Here is an 18,286-nt window from a genome sequence, read left to right as displayed (position 1 = left end):
CACCAGCCTCTTGAGAAAATTATGACAAATTAGGTTTCATTTTGATTGAAAAATAGGATATAAAGTTATGTTAGCACAAGTGATGAGCCATTTGAGTTTGCCAGAGCCATTTGAGGGGGCAGATAATACTTTTTGGCAAGAGGATCATATTTCAAAACAATTGTTGGCTGCACATTTAGACCCTGATTCTGAAGGTGCAAGTAGGAAGGGTGTTTTTATTGATGCTTCTGTGAATTGGATCAGCCAAATTGCACCTTCATCTTTGTTCACACAGTTAATTGATTTGGGATGCGGGCCAGGATTATATTCACAAAGATTTGCTCAAAAAGGATATCAGGTTAAAGGGATTGATTTTTCTTTTCGATCAATTGAGTATGCAAAAGAATGTGCACAAAAAAATAAATTGTCTATTATTTATGAGTATCAAAACTATTTATCTTGGCAAGAGAACAATCATTATGATTTGGCCGTATTGATTTATTGTGATTATGGTGCTTTAGCCCAAGAAAATAGAAAAATCCTTTTAAATAATATCTATCAGAGTTTAAAAATTGGGGGGCGATTTATTTTAGATGTGTTTAGCATCAAAAAATTTCAGTCTTTTGAAGAAAACCAAAATTGGACCATTCAACAAGAAGGTGGGTTTTGGCAAGAAGAACCTTATATCGCATTATCCAGAAGTATATATTACCCAGAATACGTTACTTTAGAGCAAACAGCAGTATTTTTTGCAGAACAATATAAGGTTTATAATATTTGGCATCAATATTTTTCTAAAGAACATATCGTTGCCGAAGTCAAAGCAGCAGGTTTTAATGTGATTGGTGTTTATGGTGATGTTGCAGGTGTAACTAATTGTGAGCAAAGTGATACTTTGGCTTTAGTCCTTGAAAAATGACTTGCCAATAAACAAACAACTCAAGTTTTTAAGCCTTGAGTTGTTTATTAAGAAAGTGAATTAAAGTTTATTTGCCAGCATTTTTGGGTACCATAAAGACAATTGCTAAGAAAGATAAGATACAAAAGCCCACGTTAACCAATAAGCCAACAGTTGCTGCCACAGAGGTACCTGATGGGAGTAAAGCGGTATAAACGGATGCAGAAATAGCAACCCCAAATGCACCACCTAATGAGCTGGCCATTTTATAAATGCCTGATGCAACACCTACTTTATCAGCTGGAGCATTGGAAATGGCTGTATCGGTAGAAGGAGTTGCGTAAAAACCCAAACCTAAACCGAAGAAAATATAACCAATCAATACAACCGCAACATAAGCAGTATTAGGTAAGAAAGTTAAGGCCATTAATCCCACGCCAGTGCCTGTAATTAATGTTCCCCAAATCATTGGTTTTTTTGCACCCACTTTTTGTAATAATTTTTCACCAACGCGAATCATGGCTAAAACGGCAATTAAGTAACCAATTGATAACATACCAGATTGGAATGAAGTAAAGTTACGACCATTTTGAACGTACATGTTGGCGACAATTAGGGTTCCTGCAACAGCATTTAACATAAAGTTAGAGAAAGCGGCACCACTATAAGGTTTATTTTTGAATAAAGAAAAGTCAATAAAACTGGCGCTTTTTTTCTTTAACTCAATAGCAAAGAATGTAATGATTGCAACAGCACAGAGTGCAGCCAAACCTAAAGTTTCTGCACTTGTCCAACCAAAAGATGCGCCCTTAGTAATGACAAGGTTTAAAGAAACCAGTGCAATAACAAAAGTGACCAATCCAGAATAATCAAACTTAGATTGGTTCTCATCTGTTACTTTACTTTCAGGTGTGCCTTTGATTAATAACATACCTAATAAAGCACAGATAATTGAGAAAATAAAAATCCATTTCCAACCCATATAAGTAGCAATGGCACCGCCTGCTAAAGAGCAGACACCAGAACCGCCCCATGAACCAATAGACCAAAAGCTTAATGCTCGTTGGCGTTCTTTTCCATCGAAATAGGTTTTCATTAGCGCAAGGGTAGCGGGCATAATACAGGCACCAGATAAACCTTGGATAATTCGACCAATAGAAAACATGACCGCACCATTTGCCAAAATCAGCAATAAAGAACCAATAATACTTAAAATAAAACCAATATAAGTAAATTTAACCCGTCCAAGTTTATCAGCTAAACCTCCTGCTACCACGATAAAACAGCCAGAAAATAAAGCCGTTAAGCTGATGGCAAGATTCAAGGACTCCATTGGGATGCCTAAATCACTTTGTATAGCAGGGGCAACATTGACTAATGATTGTGCAAACAACCAAAAGGTCAGTACACCTAATACAATACCCAAAGTCAGTTTGTCGCTGCCCTTATAGTTACTTGTTTCCATAGTAAATCCTTCTTCAATATTTGAATTTAATGATAATTATTTATTGGAATATATATAAAAAAATATTTAAATTTGTCGCCAATACAAGCGGAGTAAAGCTGGTTGGGATGAGCAACTGACTGGGTTTCCCAGCTTTACTCCGATGCTCTGGCTTATCTTACTTTAAGTAAGCTTCTGTTAAAGCTCCCCAGAATGCTGCTGCTGGTGTAATAATTTCGTCGTTAAAGTCATAGCCAGGATTGTGAACCATGCAAGAACCAGGTTCGTCTCCGTTACCAATAAACAGATAAGAGCCATTTGGATTGGCTTCGAGCATAAACGCAAAATCTTCACTACCCATCATAGGTGCAGCATCAGTGTGTACATTTGCTTCTCCAACTAAATTTCTTGCTACTTGAATACCAAAATCGGTTGCTTCTTTTCCATTCATCAAAACAGGACTACCATTAACATGAGTAATCTCAACTGAAGCACCAAAACTTTGCGCTTGTGCTTGTGCAATTTCTGGAATTCGTTTTAATAAAAGCTTACGTACTTCTGGATGTAAAGCTCTGACACTCAGTTTTAATAAAGCTTTACCATTGACAACATTTGGTGCATCGCCAGATTGGAAGCAACCCACAGTTACAACTGCTTGTTCAAATGGGCTGACATTTCTAGAAACAATACTTTGTAAAGCAATGACAATATGAGATGCAACCAATGTGGCATCTACTGTTTTTTCTGGAATTGCGCCATGTCCACCTACACCGTTAACTTCAATATGGATGGTGTCAGACGAAGCCATAAATGGGCCTTCTTTAAAATAAAACTCACCTGTTTTTAATCCTGGCATATTGTGTAGCGCATAGATCATGTCGCAAGGAAATAGTTTAAATAAACCGTCATCTAGCATGACTTTGCCACCATATAGTAATTCTTCGGCAGGTTGAAAAATAAGATGTAAGGTGCCATCAAAGTTTTTGGTTTTAGCCAGATATTCAGCCGCAGCCAATAAAATAGTTGTATGGCCATCATGCCCACAACCATGGAATTTTTCTGGAATAGTGCTACTCCATGCTTTACCATTATTTTCTACAATTGGTAACGCATCCATATCTGCACGAATACCTAAACGTTTAGTGCCATTTCCTACTTTTAAAGTACCCACTACACCTGTTTTAGCCAAACCACGATGAACTTCATAGCCCCATTCTTGCAATTTTGCGGCAACCAGATCACTGGTGACTTGTTCTTCGAATCCAAGTTCAGGATGTTTATGAATTTGATGTCTGATTTCGGTAAATTTTTCTGCATTGGCTTTTATTGTATCAATAATATTTTGACTCATGGCTATTACCTCCGATAAATATTTTCTTGTATTAAGATATTACTGTAGCCATTTTAGGCAAATTTTAGGTAATAAAGAAGATGTATTTTTTTGCAAAAAAGCATATTTGTGGTAAATTTTTTATGATTGATTTTTGTTTTGTCAAAAAAATACATTCTTTTTTTGATAAAATGGTGTATGGTCTGTCTGTTATTCGAAATAAATGAATCACAATTTTTTTAAAATGGAGAAGCACCCATGTCAGACAAAAGCCTTGCTGAATACCATTTAGATGTTCATAAAATTATGTCTTTATCAAAATCAGGATACAGTGGTATCACATTATTATATGTGTTAAAAGGCAGCGTAGATGTTGGTAGTGAAGAAATGTGTATTCATTTATATCCAGATGATGTGTTATTGATTAACAAAAACCACCAATATGAAATCAGTAGTGATCAAGATAATATTGTGATTCGTTTAGAAGTATCTAACCATTATTTTGCTCGATATTTTAAAGAATACTTCCATCATAAGTTTACGTTGGTACCAGATCAACAACCAGGGTTTAAACGTAAATATACAACAGCAATTAAAGTATTATTGGCCAGAATGCTCACCAGTTATATTCGGAATAATATTGATTTTACTGCTTTAGAAATCAATAAGTTTTTGTCAGAAATTTTATTGATTTTGGTTCTTTATTTTAAAGAAGAAGATTTGTCTAATCAAAAATTGAACAGTTCATACAGTAAACGGATAGATAAAATCATTCGCTTTTTAGAAGACCATTATAATCAAAATGTTTCTTTAAAAGCGGTCGCTGATTCAGAGCATATATCATTTGCGTACCTTTCTCGTTTATTTAAAAAAGAGGTTGGTTTAAGTTTTATTCAATATTTAACCAAAATAAAGTTTGAGCATTGTGTTCATGATTTAGTCAATACATCTAAACCTGTATACCAGATTATCCAAGAACATGGTTTTTCCAATACCAAACAATTTATTCAGCTTTTTAAAAACGTTTACAATCAAACGCCTAATAAATTTAGGGAAAGCTATAAAAACCATGATTCTGGACAAGCTATTTTTACCAATAAAAGCAATACTGATATTGTGATGGAACAAATGCGTATTGCAGAAGTAGACTCGATGGAGCTATTGTCTTTACTTGCCGATAGCATTAATTTACATTCGTCACAAGAGCCATTAAATGAACAGTATTACCCTATAGAAGAACAGGTTATTGATATTGATTTGGATAAAAAACCACATCATTTATCCAGTCTGGAGTATATTGTGAGTGTAGGGGAACTAAGCGAAGTATTAAAGCAAAACGTTCAACAACAACTGTCTATGATTAAGCAAGAAGCTCGTCTTGATTATGTTGAAATTCATCATCTTATTTCAGGTAGTGCTATTTTACCAGAGTACCAAACAGATGAGCCCATTCCATCTTTTTCTCCCTATACAAATAGTGACCATGCGATTTCTTTTTTAAAGCAAAATAATATTGCTTTATTTGTACGTATAGCTCATAAGAATGTTTATTCTGATTTAACCTCGTATATTCAAAAACTGGCAAAATTTGTTGAACATAATGTCAATTTATTTGGTATAAATTATGTCCAAAAATGGCGGTTTATTTATTATGCAGAGAATAAAGAAGTGGCTGAAAGTGTTGACTTTGAAAAAGGTTTTTTTATTTTAAAAAAAATGATTCGCTCTTGGTTACATAATGCTAAAGTGGGTGTGTTTTTTCATTTTTCTGGTTTGGAAACCATGAAAAAAGATGTATTTTTTCAAAGTAAAATGGCTCAAATAGCCGATTTTTTAGGTTATTCAGCCAATCCAAATGAACAGGTAAGTTTTACCCAGATTGGCAGTAAGTCATTTGCAGACAGTGAGCGTTATATTCAGGAGAAAACCCACAATTTAAAAAATGCACTTAAATATCATGATATGAATATACCCTTGTATTTGCTTACTTGGAATACGTTAACGGGGAATACCCGCCACACCAATGGCCGTTTTTTTCGAGGCGCGTTAATATTCAATACATTGATTAGTGTTTCTGCCCAAATTGCTGGAATTGGTTTTTGGATTAATGCTGAAATTCAACAAGAAACCTTACCTGAACGAATAGATACCAGTAGTTTGGCATTATTTTATATCTATAATACCAAAAGACCAGCTTTTCATGTTTTAAAATTTACACAGCGCTTGCAAGGGCAAATAATTGCAAAAGGTCACAATTATTTAATCACCAAAACGTATTTTGGCTATCAGATTGTCTTTACTAATACCACAGCTTTTAATCCCTATATTTCCATCAAAGAACACTTGATCAAGAACTTCAAAAAAGAGAAAAAATTTATTATTCATGGACTTGATTCTGGACACTATCAGGTCAGAAAATTTATTTTTGATCAACAGCATGGCGCTTTATACCGCCAATTTGAATTATTTCAAACGAAATATGGAAAAGATGAGGAAATGGTGGCGTATTTGAAGCAGTCAGCGCCATATTTAACGGTATTTGATGAGTATATCCACAATCCTTGGGCAGTATTAAGTGAGCTGGATATTAACGCCATACATTTTTATGAGTTACGGAAGATGCTCTAGTGACTTTAAGTAATATAGTTGATTATTGATGAGCTTTTAACAAAAAATCATGCATAATACAGATTCAGGAAATTTAAGGATAATATAAATGATTAAAAATATTAACGACTTTGTGTCATCGTATCAGGAAAAAGACATTACTTCTGAAAACTTTGAATTGGAAAGTCCAAGAACTTTAGAAGTTAGAGTACAGGATATGATTTGGGCAAAGGCAGGTGCAATGGTTGCACGTACTGGCAATGTTAAATTTACCCGACAAGGTATTTTAGAACAAGGACTGGGTACTTTGTTGAAAAAAGCCATATCAGCCGAGGGGTTACAGCTGATGAAGGTAGAAGGTCAGGGAAGAGTGTACCTAGCTGATCAAGGGAAAAAGATCATGCTGTTAAGACTAAACAATGACACTATTTTTGTGAATGGTAATGATGTCTTGGCATTGGAAAAAACAATAGACTTTAAAATATCCATGATGAGAAAAATGGCGGGGATGCTCTCTGGTGGTTTATTTAATATGAAATTGAGTGGTTCTGGTATAGTGGCCATTACGTGTCATTATGAACCATTAACTTTAAAAGTCAGCAAAGAAACTGGACCAGTATTTACAGACCCTAATGCTACTGTTGCGTGGTCAGGAAGTTTGTCACCCGAATTTGCTACTGATATTTCGTTTTCGACTTTAATTGGACGCACTTCTGGTGAAACCGTTCAAATGAAATTTGTTGGTGAGGGGTGGGTTGTTGTTCAACCATATGAAGAAGTTTATTATGGTGCAGGTTAATTAATGGTGTCTTGAGGTCAAAAAAGCCTGTTTTTAAACAGGCTTTTTTATTGGTGTAAAACAAATAGAAGTAATGGTCAGTGCAATAAATAAAGCTGTGATTGTATAAACAACGAATAAACCAAGTGATACTGAACCAGAATGAAAAACTATTTTTAATAGAACAATGGCAATAGCTATTGCCATTATAGTGTACCAATAATTAAGGCATCTGGGGGCAACGGCAACGGTGGATCGTGGTAATTGGATGATGTATTTGATAATCAATAATAATCCGATAAAAGTGCTGCCATGCTGAAGTATTTTAAATACAGGCACATTGAATTGACTGGTTAGGTTAATGGTTTGCTGTAGAAGAGGAAAGATTTGCACAAAATAACCAGTGTAATGAGTGAAACTATCCCAAAATAGATGAGATAGTGCACCGATTAATATAGAGTAAACCAAAATAAACCAGTATTTTTTTGTATATTGATAAAAGGAAAATGATTTAAATGATAAAAAACGTTGTTGTAGAAAGAAAGGCAAATGGTCAATTAAGGTATTACGAATCAAATAATGAAAAATAAATGCAATGATAATGCTTATGGGGAGGTCAAATAAAAATAGGCCAAGTATACTATGGCTGATATTGCTTTTGATGTTCATTCTTATGAAGTGTTCAAAATCAGGTGACATGCTGCCAATAATTAACCCCGTTAAAGAAAAGAAACGGGGTAGTCTATTACAAGGAAGAATAATTGCTGGGTGTGCAAATGTAAAAGGCATGTTTAAATCAACTTAACCAAAAATAATTTGTGGTTGATGCTAAAAATATTAGCCATATTTCTTGGCAAAATTTTCATCTGAAGTACATAAATAAATAATTGATTCAATAAAAGAAATGACACCAGGAATAAAAGTCCAACAAAAAAGTAAATAAAGCAAACCTTGTATGGGTTTACCTAAATAAAACTTATGTAAACCAAAACTCCCTAAAAAGAAAGCAAGTAATGCCGCGGCCAGTTTGTTTTTTTGTCCAACAGGTTTTATTTGTGCTCCACATTGTGGGCAAGTAATGGCTGTATAGTGTAGTTCTTTTCCACAACCTTTGCATCTGATCATATCATTCATTTAAAATCCTTAAATTTGATGTGTTAGCGTTATTTTTTCGCTTTGAAACTATTACTCATATTTTTAACATGATTAAATGTGTGAATAATTCAACATATCAATTTAGAGTATTATTTTCATTGAAGCCATTATTTTATCATTTGATTTAGCTGATATTTTTTAATTATTGGCAGATATTATGTTTCATTTAACAGCTTATCTGTGTATGTCTGAAAATTAAATCAAAGGTTTGATTTTTTCAATAATCAGCACAATAACTTCTGTTAGCCCAGATATCGTAATTTTTAAACCAATACAAATGGTAAAAAATGAAGACATTTTTCGTACAACAATATTACCTTCTCTACCTAAATGCTTTTGTACCACAACTATATTAACGAATATGATGTAAACTAAAAAGCAGATAATAGCAATGGCAATCACGACACTGGAAAAATTTAAAATCATTTCGCCCCAACGAGCGGCAGAAGCATTGGCTGCAAGCGTGAGCAATACCGAAAAAGTTCCTGCGCCAATCATAGTAGGGAAGGTAAGCGGATAAAAAATATTATTGAGCAAATAACTGTATTGTGTTTGTCTCTTTTTTTCGATGATGTCGTCTGTTTGTGTTTCGTCATCTGTCTGGTTTGTTGTTGGGTCATTCATAAAGAATGCCCAACCATTTCGACAGATGATTGCGCCACCTGCCACCTGAATAATTGGGACGGATAAGCCAAACAATATCAATAAAAATTTGCCAATAAACAATCCACCAATACAAATAAAAAAAGCACAGCGAGCAATTTTGCCAATAATCACTTTTCTTTGTTCAGAATCTAAATTGATTAAATAATTATTGTTAATAACGAACGCATTTCCTATTGGGTTAACAACGGAAAACAGCACCAAAATATTAGCAATAAGTAAGTGAAAGTAATTGGCCATTATGGTATTTTTGTTAGAAACTGAGTTTAGTCGAAGCATACATATTTTTATTAGCCTCTATCTTAATAAGGCAAGGGTAGTTTATCACACAGATATGTGTATTTCACTTAAGAGGTATACGCTGATAAATATAAAACAATTAGTGTTGTAATATATTCAATAAATTTTTTTCAGTAAATCTTCTAGCATTTTTAAATATTATTTTTAAGTAAATATTATCAAATTAATGTAAAAAATATTATTTTATTTATATGTTCTATTAAATATTTTAAACTGTTGTTTAAATGATAATTATTCATATAACATTTAAATGTCTAAATTAAACAATTGGTTGTCAAAAAAAATTTATTTTGTTTTATTGTTATTTAATGATTATTATTTTTAATTTTTTTAAATTTATTGTTTTTTTTAAATATTTTTTTATTTCAATTTTTAACATGCTTTTTTGTGCAAAATTATTCTGTAAAATATAAATATTAACAATTAATAAATTTTTTATATACATATATCAGGAGATGATTCATGAGCAGTGTTTTTTCTATAAAAAAAATACCTCAACATTTAGGCGTTGCAGGATTTATTGGTGTAGGGGTTTTTCTTGCACATAATCAGGCATATGCATCGAATTATGGTACACAAATCAAACCAAATGTTTCTTTGCAAGATGGGGATAGCATTACCGCAGATCAAATTTATAACAGTAAATTATTTGGGGTTTATGCACAAGGCCAAACAGGTGCACCTGTTCAAATTAATTTGGGCAATAACAGTAAAGTAATAGCAGATACCACAACAGCAGGCACAGGGGCGACAAGTGCAACTGGTATTCAAGCATATGGCAATACGGGTGCAACAAATACTATTGATGCGAATAACTTAGAATTAACAGTGAGGGCTACAGGCAGTGCAGTTGGTATTGATGCATCAGATACTCAAGTTGATTTAGGGCAAGGTGGGATTATCCGTGTGGAGGGTGGATCTGCAAGTGCAATTGCTATTCGTGGATATTCTTCTCTAGTTGCAGATGGTATTTCGATTAGTGCTATTGGTGGTGGTTATAGTGCAGTTTCTATTGAAGGTCAAGGCAGTACCGCAAATTTGGGCACAGGCAGTTCTATTTATGCAGAAGGTAATCAAGCAACTGGTGTTACTGTTTTTGGTGCGAATGGTTCGGGAACTGCTCCAGCACGATTTGATGCAAACCAATTGTCTATTGAAACCAAGGGTAATAATGCCTATGGTATGAATATTCAAAAGAATTCTATTGTAAATTTGGGTACTTTAAGCACAATAAAAACCAATGGTACCAATTCAACAGGACTTTGGATTTTGGGTGAGTTAACGGCTAACCAACTGCGTATTGAAGCTCAGGGCAGTGGTGCCAACGCGCTTGAAGTCAGAAGTGGAGGCAGTGCAACTATTGGAGCAGGCAGTTATTTATCGTCAAAAAATGCAATTGCATTAGTGGGGCGAGATGCTGGTGTGGTAGTTAATTATCAAGGAAACGCAAATCAGCGTAATGTGCTTGTTGCTGGGGCGCATGCTGTGTCTTCACAAAATAATGCAGTTGTAAATGTCGGTTATACCGATATGTATGCTAATAATAGTGGTGGTTACGCCATTTGGGCGGCCGGTGGGCAGGTTAATGCTGATAATATTAGTTTAACTGCTGTGTCAGGTGTGTATGGTGTTGTGGCGACCAATAGCAGTGCTAAATTTACAGGAAATACTATTATTCAAATGGCTGGATCAGATGAAATTGCCATTATTTCTTCTGGTGCAGGTAACAGTATTACCAGTACAGGAAAAATGAACATTTTGGGTAGCGTTTATGCGCAAAATAATGCGACAACTGCTCTAGACTTTGGACAAGGTTCGGTGTTGACAGGGGGGGCTTTTATTTCTTCTGGTGCAAAAACCAATTTAACATTTAATCAGGGGCTTTGGAATATGACCCAAAGCTCTGTTATGACAAACCTTACCTTAAACAATAGTACGGTTGATTTTACGGCAGATACGCCAAATTCTACTTTAACTGTAGATAATTTAAGTGGTAATGGCAGCACTTTCATTATGCGTGTTGATTTAGTTGGTGATGGCGACGGTGTCAATAATTCTGGTAATAAACTGATTGTTCAAAATACCAGTGCAGGCCAACATTATGTGAAAGTGCTTAATCAAGGTAGTTTAGCCACAACAGGAAATGAGGTTTTAACCGTTGTCGAAACTCAAGATGGTGTAGCAACTTTTGCAATGTCGCCAGATACAGGCACGGTTGAATTAGGCGGATATTTGTATAATATCCGCAAAAACAGCAATAATTTAGATTGGGAATTGTATTCATCAGGTGAAGCACCAGTCACACCAACTGACCCAGGTGGGAATGGCGGTGGAGGTAGTAATTTAACCAGCACAGGGCGAGCAGGTGGTAATTTCATCAATATCGGTTACTTAATGAATTATGCTGAAACTCAAGCCTTATTGCAAAGAATGGGACAATTGCGTCAAAGTGGTACAAATCAAGCAGATATTTGGGTAAGAGGGTTTGCTGGTAAATTTAACTCTTTTGGTAGTGGGAAACTGGATGGTTTTGGTATGAACTATGCTGGTTTGCAGTTAGGAACAGATAAACGCATTACTTTAGGCAATGAAGATATTCTTTTTCTAGGTGCGATGGCAGGCACCAGTGATGCAGATCCTGATTATAAAAATGGTTCAGGTGATGTAAAAGGTTATCACTTTGGTGTGTACGGCACATATTTGATGGCAAATGATGTGTACATAGATGGTGTTTTAAAGTATAGCCATTTAAAAAATGATTTTGATGTCAAAGATACGCAATATAACCGTATTCATGGCACAGGCAAGAGTGATGGGTATTCTGCCAGCATTGAAGTGGGTAAACGTTTTTACTGGGATAAAAACAGTAAAGCAGGGTTTTATATTGAACCGCAAGCGCAGTTAAGTTTTACCCATCAACAAGGCAGCTCTATTGCAGATAATGGTTTAAATATTGACTTAGGTAGTTATGATTCAACGCTAGGACGTGTCAGTGCACAATTAGGCTATGAGGTTGAAAACACAAGGAACCCTATGAATGTTTATTTTAAAACCGGCTATGTACATGAAATGAGTGGTGACGTTGAATATCGCTTAAATGGCAGCAAAGAAGAGCACAGTTTTGGTGGTGGTTGGTGGCAAAATGGTATTGGGGTTAATACCCAAATCAATAAGCATCATAATGTGTACTTGGATGCATCTTATGCCACAGGCAGCAAGTTTGATCAAGTACAAGTAAATGCAGGCTATCGTTACAGTTGGTAATTAAAAAGATATTTTTATATTTAAAGAGCCATATTTTTATATGGCTCTTTTTTTAGAAAATACGATTACAGTAACAAGAACGACCACTGACATCTATATTCGCACCGGTGATGTATTTTGCTTCATCACTGATTAAAAAGCCAACTGTTGCCGCCACACTTTTGATCCCTTCATGTTCTTCTTCAGCATCTCTCATCCCTGCAAAATTAGGACTAACGGTATTGATATTAATATTATCGGCCGCATAAAATTTTGCATAATATTTGACCGCAGTTATTAAGCCACCTTGAGACACAATATAGCTAACAGAAGGGGGTAAGCCGTTTATTCTAGATGTTTGGATAGAAGCGATATGCACAATTTTGCCATAATTTTGTGCCTGCATGATTTTAATGGCCTCTTTAGTCAGTAAATGAGCACCTCTTAAATTAATATTCATACATTCATCCCATTTTTGAGCATCTAATTCTTCTAATGGTGTTGTTGGACAAATATTGGCGGCATTAATTAAAATATGAACAGTAGGAAACTTCTCTAAGGCAAACTGAAACAGCTGTTCAATAGTTTGTGTCTTGGTAATGTCAAATTCAAATCCATGGCATGCACAGCCCGTTTGCGTTGTGATTTTTTGTATGAGTTCTTCATTGATTGTTTTGTCAGCAAGAATGAGTCCAGTAAGCCCCATTGATGTTATTTTTTGTATGATTTGTCGTGAAAAATTTCGATTTACCGCAGTTACAATGGCATATTTGTTTTTAAAAGTGTTCATATGAATAGTACAATAATAATTTAAACGCTTTATGGTAACAGATGTGTCGATATTATTGTGGCGAGTTTAAATGAATAACAAAAAAGGGCGATGGTATTTGGCAAAAATTAAGAAGTTGGCGTAGGGAGGCACCAACCCCTTAATTTACTACTCAGTGACTAACTTAGCTATTATTGACCATCGTATGCTTCTTGATATAAAGCAATTGTGTCTTCTAGTGTGACCTCTCTTGGGTTACTGCCTGTACAGGCATCTTTTAAAGCATTTTCAGCCATGGTTTTAAAGTCCTCAGGTTTGACCCCTAGACCTTTTAAACCTTGAGGAATACCAATGTTTTGTGATAATTTTTTAATGGCCTCAATTGCTTTATCGTTGGCTTGCTGTGTTGATAAACCATCGGTTTTTTCGCCCAGCAGCTCTGCGACTTTTCTTAGTTTATCGCCGGTTGCTACAGCATTAAATTTTTCGATATAGGGTAATAAAATAGCATTACACACACCATGAGGAAGATCGTATTGTCCGCCTAATTGATGTGCCATAGAGTGCACATAACCTAAGCCTGCATTGTTAAAGGACATGCCAGCAATATAGGATGCATAGGCCATTTTTGAACGTGCTTCGACATTTTGACCATCTTTAACGGCAGCTTCTAGTGATTCACCAATTAATTTAATGGCTTCTAGAGCCAATACATCCGTTAATTCATAAGCACCAGTAGATACATAAGCTTCAATTGCATGGGTTAACGCATCCATGCCTGTTGCCGCTGTTAAAGAAGCGGGTTTTTCCAACATTAATAGAGGGTCACTTACTGCAATGGTTGCCAGCGAGTTTTTGTCGACCATCAACATTTTGACATGTGTGTCTTCATTCGTAATCACATAATTGATGGTCACTTCACTGGCTGTACCTGCTGTTGTGTTAATGGCAACAATAGGGGCTGATTTATGCTTGGATTTTGCAATACCTTCATAATCTTTAATTTTTCCGCCATTTGTTGCAAGGATACCGATAGCCTTTGCCGCATCTTGTGGCGAACCACCACCAATAGAAATAATAAAATCACACTTGTTATTTTGGTAAGCATCAAGCCCATCATGCACATTTTTCATGGTTGGGTTAGGTTTAATATCGTTAAAAACAGCATATTTGATGCTGTTATTGTCTAAGACTTGAGTGACTTTTTCTACAATACCATTTTGTGTGAGTACCTTATCTGTTACAACCAATGCTTTTTGTAAGCCTAAGTCTTTTATATGCATGCCAATTTCAGTTGTGCTGTTTGGGCCAATAAGCGTAACCGATGGCCAGTAAATTGTTCTTGTCGCTTGCATAGATAATTCCTCCAAGAGAGATGGTTAAAAATGGAAATTCAACATAATGAAATAATGTTCTGTATATTGAAATTATGTTTTGTTTTTATGATATTTGCTTTGTGTTTAATCAAACTAAGCCATAAAACTTAAAATAAGTCTGTTTAAGCTTATTGAAATCATTATTGAATAAAAGAAATATGATTGTTGGGGGAAGATAACTTATAAAATAAGTGTCATTATTTTAATAAGCGTAGTGCATTGCTCACGACCAGTAACGAGCTAAGCGCCATACCTAATGCCGCAATCCATGGGTTGACCATACCCATTACAGCTAGTGGTACTGCGGTAATATTATAAGCACAAGCCCAGATTAAATTTTCTTTGATGATTTTTCGAGTTTTAGCAGCAAGTAACCAAGCTTTAGGTAAGATATTTAAGTCATCGTTTAATAACACCATGTCACCACCTTCTAAGGCAACATCAGCACCAGAACCCATGGCAATGGAAACATCAGCCCTTGCTAATACAGGTGCATCATTTATGCCATCACCAACCATTAAAACCACTTTTTTATTGGTTTGTAGCTTTTGGATATAATGTAATTTATCTTCTGGTGTGGCTTCAAAAAATATGTTCTCAATCGTTAATTGTTCCGCTGTCTGTTTGACTGCGTGTTCATTGTCTCCGCTGAGTAGATGTATGTTTATACCTAGCTTCTTTAAATCAATTAAGCTTTGTTTCGCTTCTTTTTTAAGTGTGTCTGTTAATAAAAACACAGCTTGTAAGCCACTTTTATTGGCCAGTGCAACCAGCGTACCAAATTGATTTAAGTTATCTTGCCATTGTGTGAATGATTCGGGTATTTTTTGGGTTTTTGTACGAACAAATGATAAGCGGCCAATACACCAATGATCATCCAAAATATCTGCACAGATACCTTGCCCAATAATATTATTGATTTGATAGTAATCAACTTCCGATTCTGGTAAATACTCATGGAAGGCATGGGCAATTGGATGTTCTGATTGGCTTTCTAATAAAGCAGCCATTTCAAGTAATTTTTCTTTTTGTTCGGGGTCATTAAACCACATATTTTTAATAGACAAACTGCCTGTTGTTAATGTACCTGTTTTGTCAAATACAATATCGCTTACTTTACTTAGCGTTTCCAGAGAATGTGTTTTGCTGGTCAATAACCCTTTTTTTGCCAAATTTCCAGTGGCAGCAGCCAGTGCCGCTGGTGTTGCTAAAGATAAAGCACAAGGGCAAGAAATAACCAATAAAGATACTGTGACCCAAAGTGCCGTTTGAACATCGTCATATAAAGCCCAGCCAATAAAAGTCAATACGGCAATAAACAGCAATGAACCAACAAACCAAGCAGCATAGCGATCGGCTATTTGTGCCAATTTGGGTTTTTGGCTTAAAGCTTGATCCAATAATCTTACAATGGCTCCTAAGCGGGTTGCATTACCAACTTGCAGCACTTTTATTGTTAAAGGACTATTGATGTTTAAGGTGCCTGCTGTAACTGTGTCATCAACTGTTTTTTCAATGGGCAAAGATTCTCCTGTGAGCATGGCTTCATTCACTTGACTGTGTCCATGTAACACGATTGCATCGGCACAAATAACTTCTCCTGCTTTAACCAAGATCACATCGTCAGTTGCCAACTGGGCAACAAGTGCTTCTGATGTTTCAGAAGAGTGTGGGTAGTGTGATAATTTATGACAAAAAGCCGGAACAAGCTTGATTAAACGCTCTGTTGCATCACCTGCTTTACGTCTGGCGATACTTTCAAGATAACGTCCCAGTAAAAGTAAAAAAACAAACATCGATACTGAGTCAAAATAGACGCCATGTTCTACTTTGTTGATTAATGCATAAAAACTACCGCTAAATGCTGCCAATATGGCAATTGTTACAGGGGTATCCATGCCAACACGTTTGTTTTTTAAGTCACGCAGTGTGCCTTTATAAAAGGGAATGGCAGAATAAAGCATGACAGGCAGTGTTAAGATCAAACTTGTCCAATGAAGCATCCATAAATATTGCTCTTCAATTTCTCCCTCGGGAGCCATATAGATTGGAATTGCATACATCATGACTTGCATCATGGATAAACCCGCAACCCATAGTTGAGTCAGTGCTTTTTTTCGTTCTTTTTGTGTTTGTTCTTCAAAACGCGCCGCATCATAGGGGTGTGCTTGATAACCTGTTTGGCTGATTTTGTTTAAAATTGCAGATAATTTAACTTGACTGTCATCCCACTGTATTCGAGCTCGATGGTTTGAGAAATTTAAATCAACACTGACTACACCAGATAAGCGTAATAATCGTTGTTCAATTAACCAGACACAAGCGGCACAGGTAATGCCTTCAATAATTAATAATGCTTCTTTTTTGTGGTGTTCCTTGATTTCAACAAAACTTGCTTGGACTTCATCTAAGTCATACAGCTTAATTTGTTCCAATACATCTTCTGGTGGTAGTATTGCTTGCAATGCTTCTTTTGTGCGTTGAGTATAATAATGCCCAAGACCTGCGTCGATGATGCTTTGGGCAACAACCTGACAACCGGTACAGCAAGCCGGATGAGTTTGATCTTGAAAATGGATCAATAAATGAATATCTTTGGGTATGTCTAAACCACAATGGAAACATTTTTCTTTCATAAAGGTAGATTGTACGCTAAATTTATCTTTAAAACTTATCTTTAGGTAGGAGCGATCATGAAAGTTTGGCAGGCTCAAAATCAAACAATTGAATTAAAAGAAATAGAACTTCCCCAAATAACAGGTAATCAGGTTTTGGTGAAAATAAAAGCTTTTGGGTTAAATCGCGCTGATTTGGCTCAGATAGCAGGTTCTTATCCACCTCCTGCTGGCGTCACTCAAACTTTAGGTTTAGAGTTTGCTGGGGTGGTTGAACAAAGCTTTGAAGGGAGCCAGTTTCAAAAAGGTGATCGGGTGATGGCTTTGGTACAAGGTGGTGCCTATGCACAATATGCTGTGTGTGAAGAAGAATTGCTATTAAAAATACCTGATCAAATGGATTTTATTACAGCGGCCTCTTTACCTGAGGCATGGTGCACTGTCTTATTGAATTTAAAAAGAGTCAGTACGGTAAAAAAAGGGATGAGGGTTTTATTGCATGCCAGTACAGGCAGTGTTGGTTCTGCTGCAATCAAATATGCCCGTTATTGTGGTGCTTATGTGATGGCCACAACCAGAACAGCAGATAAAAAAGCTTTTTTAACGAGCATTGGTGCGCATGAGGCTTTATTGTTTGATGAGTTGTTGGCGCAAGTTGATCGCATCAAAAACTCTGGTGGGGTTGATATGATATTAGACCCTATTGGTCAAAATAGTTTTGAAGTCAACCAAAAGCTTTTGAATCAGGATGGCTCTTTAGTGATTATTGGCAATATGAGTGGCGTTCAAGCACAATTAAATATTGGTTTATTACTGGTTAAACGGCAAAAAATTATAGGTTCAACATTGCGCAGTCAACCTTTGCTAATAAGGGCTCAGGTAATACAAGACCTTGCTCAAATTATGCCAATGATTGAATCGGGACAACTGAGTATGCCAGTTGCAAAGGTATTTGAATGGGCGCAAACTCAGGAAGCGTTAAATTATATGGATCATAATCATAATCTAGGTAAAATTATTGTAGCGCTAAAATAATTTTCTTTTTATAAATCAAATTTTTTACCTCTTTGATGATGATGTTTTGTTACGCATGAATAATTTACTGTGGGCAAAGAAGTGAAAATTATGG

13 protein-coding genes are annotated in these 18,286 nt (G+C 35.7%); 5 read left to right on the top strand and 8 right to left on the bottom strand.

The genetic code is table 11. The features are described 5' to 3' along the window. Window positions 1–67: 67 nt before the first annotated feature. Window positions 68–898, top strand: coding sequence for a class I SAM-dependent methyltransferase (locus tag AADH04_RS15395; RefSeq protein ID WP_434778162.1), 831 nt, complete (start codon window positions 68–70; stop codon window positions 896–898). Between the two features lie 67 nt (window positions 899–965). On the opposite strand, the gene AADH04_RS15390 is transcribed toward AADH04_RS15395, so the two are convergent. Together AADH04_RS15390 and AADH04_RS15385 are read right to left on the bottom strand one after the other, a co-directional pair. Next, the gene (locus tag AADH04_RS15390) at window positions 966–2,342 is read right to left on the bottom strand and encodes an MFS transporter (protein ID WP_434778161.1); all 1,377 of its coding nucleotides are present in this window, start codon (window positions 2,340–2,342) and stop codon (window positions 966–968) included. Window positions 2,343–2,499: 157 nt separating this feature from the next. After that, window positions 2,500–3,672: a M20 aminoacylase family protein gene (locus AADH04_RS15385; RefSeq protein ID WP_434778160.1), complete on the bottom strand. Its 1,173-nt coding sequence runs from the start codon at window positions 3,670–3,672 to the stop codon at window positions 2,500–2,502. A gap of 237 nt (window positions 3,673–3,909) precedes the next feature. Here AADH04_RS15385 and AADH04_RS15380 point away from each other — a divergent pair, with 237 nt between their 5' ends. Then, complete coding sequence (locus tag AADH04_RS15380) at window positions 3,910–6,279, top strand: helix-turn-helix domain-containing protein (protein ID WP_434778159.1); 2,370 nt, start codon at window positions 3,910–3,912, stop codon at window positions 6,277–6,279. 88 nt (window positions 6,280–6,367) lie between these two features. Continuing rightward, window positions 6,368–7,057 (top strand): AIM24 family protein, encoded by a 690-nt coding sequence (locus tag AADH04_RS15375; protein ID WP_434778158.1) that lies wholly within the window; start codon window positions 6,368–6,370, stop codon window positions 7,055–7,057. A 33-nt stretch (window positions 7,058–7,090) separates the two neighbouring features. On the opposite strand, the gene AADH04_RS15370 is transcribed toward AADH04_RS15375, so the two are convergent. The 3 genes from AADH04_RS15370 to AADH04_RS15360 form a co-directional block, all read right to left on the bottom strand. Next, entirely contained in the window at window positions 7,091–7,825 is a 735-nt protein-coding gene (locus AADH04_RS15370) for a DUF4184 family protein (RefSeq protein ID WP_434778157.1), read from the bottom strand. Between the two features lie 48 nt (window positions 7,826–7,873). Beyond that, window positions 7,874–8,170, bottom strand: a complete 297-nt coding sequence (locus AADH04_RS15365; protein WP_434778156.1) for a TM2 domain-containing protein — start codon at window positions 8,168–8,170, stop codon at window positions 7,874–7,876. 216 nt (window positions 8,171–8,386) lie between these two features. Continuing rightward, complete coding sequence (locus AADH04_RS15360) at window positions 8,387–9,094, bottom strand: MarC family protein (RefSeq protein WP_434778155.1); 708 nt, start codon at window positions 9,092–9,094, stop codon at window positions 8,387–8,389. A gap of 522 nt (window positions 9,095–9,616) precedes the next feature. Between AADH04_RS15360 and AADH04_RS15355 the strand changes: the two genes are divergently transcribed. Next, window positions 9,617–12,418: an autotransporter outer membrane beta-barrel domain-containing protein gene (locus AADH04_RS15355; RefSeq protein ID WP_434778154.1), complete on the top strand. Its 2,802-nt coding sequence runs from the start codon at window positions 9,617–9,619 to the stop codon at window positions 12,416–12,418. Window positions 12,419–12,470: 52 nt separating this feature from the next. Here the strand turns inward: AADH04_RS15355 and AADH04_RS15350 are convergent, their stop codons facing one another. The 3 genes from AADH04_RS15350 to AADH04_RS15340 all read right to left on the bottom strand — a co-directional run bounded on the left by AADH04_RS15350 (window position 12,471) and on the right by AADH04_RS15340 (window position 17,178). Further along, window positions 12,471–13,187 carry an SDR family NAD(P)-dependent oxidoreductase gene (locus AADH04_RS15350; protein ID WP_434778153.1) on the bottom strand — a complete coding sequence of 239 codons (717 nt, stop codon included), beginning with the start codon at window positions 13,185–13,187 and terminating at the stop codon, window positions 12,471–12,473. Window positions 13,188–13,357: 170 nt separating this feature from the next. Continuing rightward, window positions 13,358–14,521 (bottom strand): iron-containing alcohol dehydrogenase, encoded by a 1,164-nt coding sequence (locus AADH04_RS15345; RefSeq protein WP_434778152.1) that lies wholly within the window; start codon window positions 14,519–14,521, stop codon window positions 13,358–13,360. Between the two features lie 218 nt (window positions 14,522–14,739). Further along, a complete protein-coding gene (locus AADH04_RS15340) occupies window positions 14,740–17,178 on the bottom strand; it encodes a heavy metal translocating P-type ATPase (protein ID WP_434778151.1) in 2,439 nt (812 codons plus the stop codon). Window positions 17,179–17,235: 57 nt separating this feature from the next. On the opposite strand from AADH04_RS15340, the gene AADH04_RS15335 reads away from it, so the two are divergent. Further along, window positions 17,236–18,192, top strand: a complete 957-nt coding sequence (locus tag AADH04_RS15335) for an NAD(P)H-quinone oxidoreductase (RefSeq protein ID WP_434778150.1) — start codon at window positions 17,236–17,238, stop codon at window positions 18,190–18,192. Window positions 18,193–18,286 lie beyond the last annotated feature (94 nt).

The sequence above is a fragment of the Neisseria sp. Ec49-e6-T10 genome, assembly GCF_051132615.1.
Taxonomy (GTDB): Bacteria; Pseudomonadota; Gammaproteobacteria; order Burkholderiales; family Neisseriaceae.
This window is presented reverse-complemented; position numbering and strand designations above follow the sequence as displayed.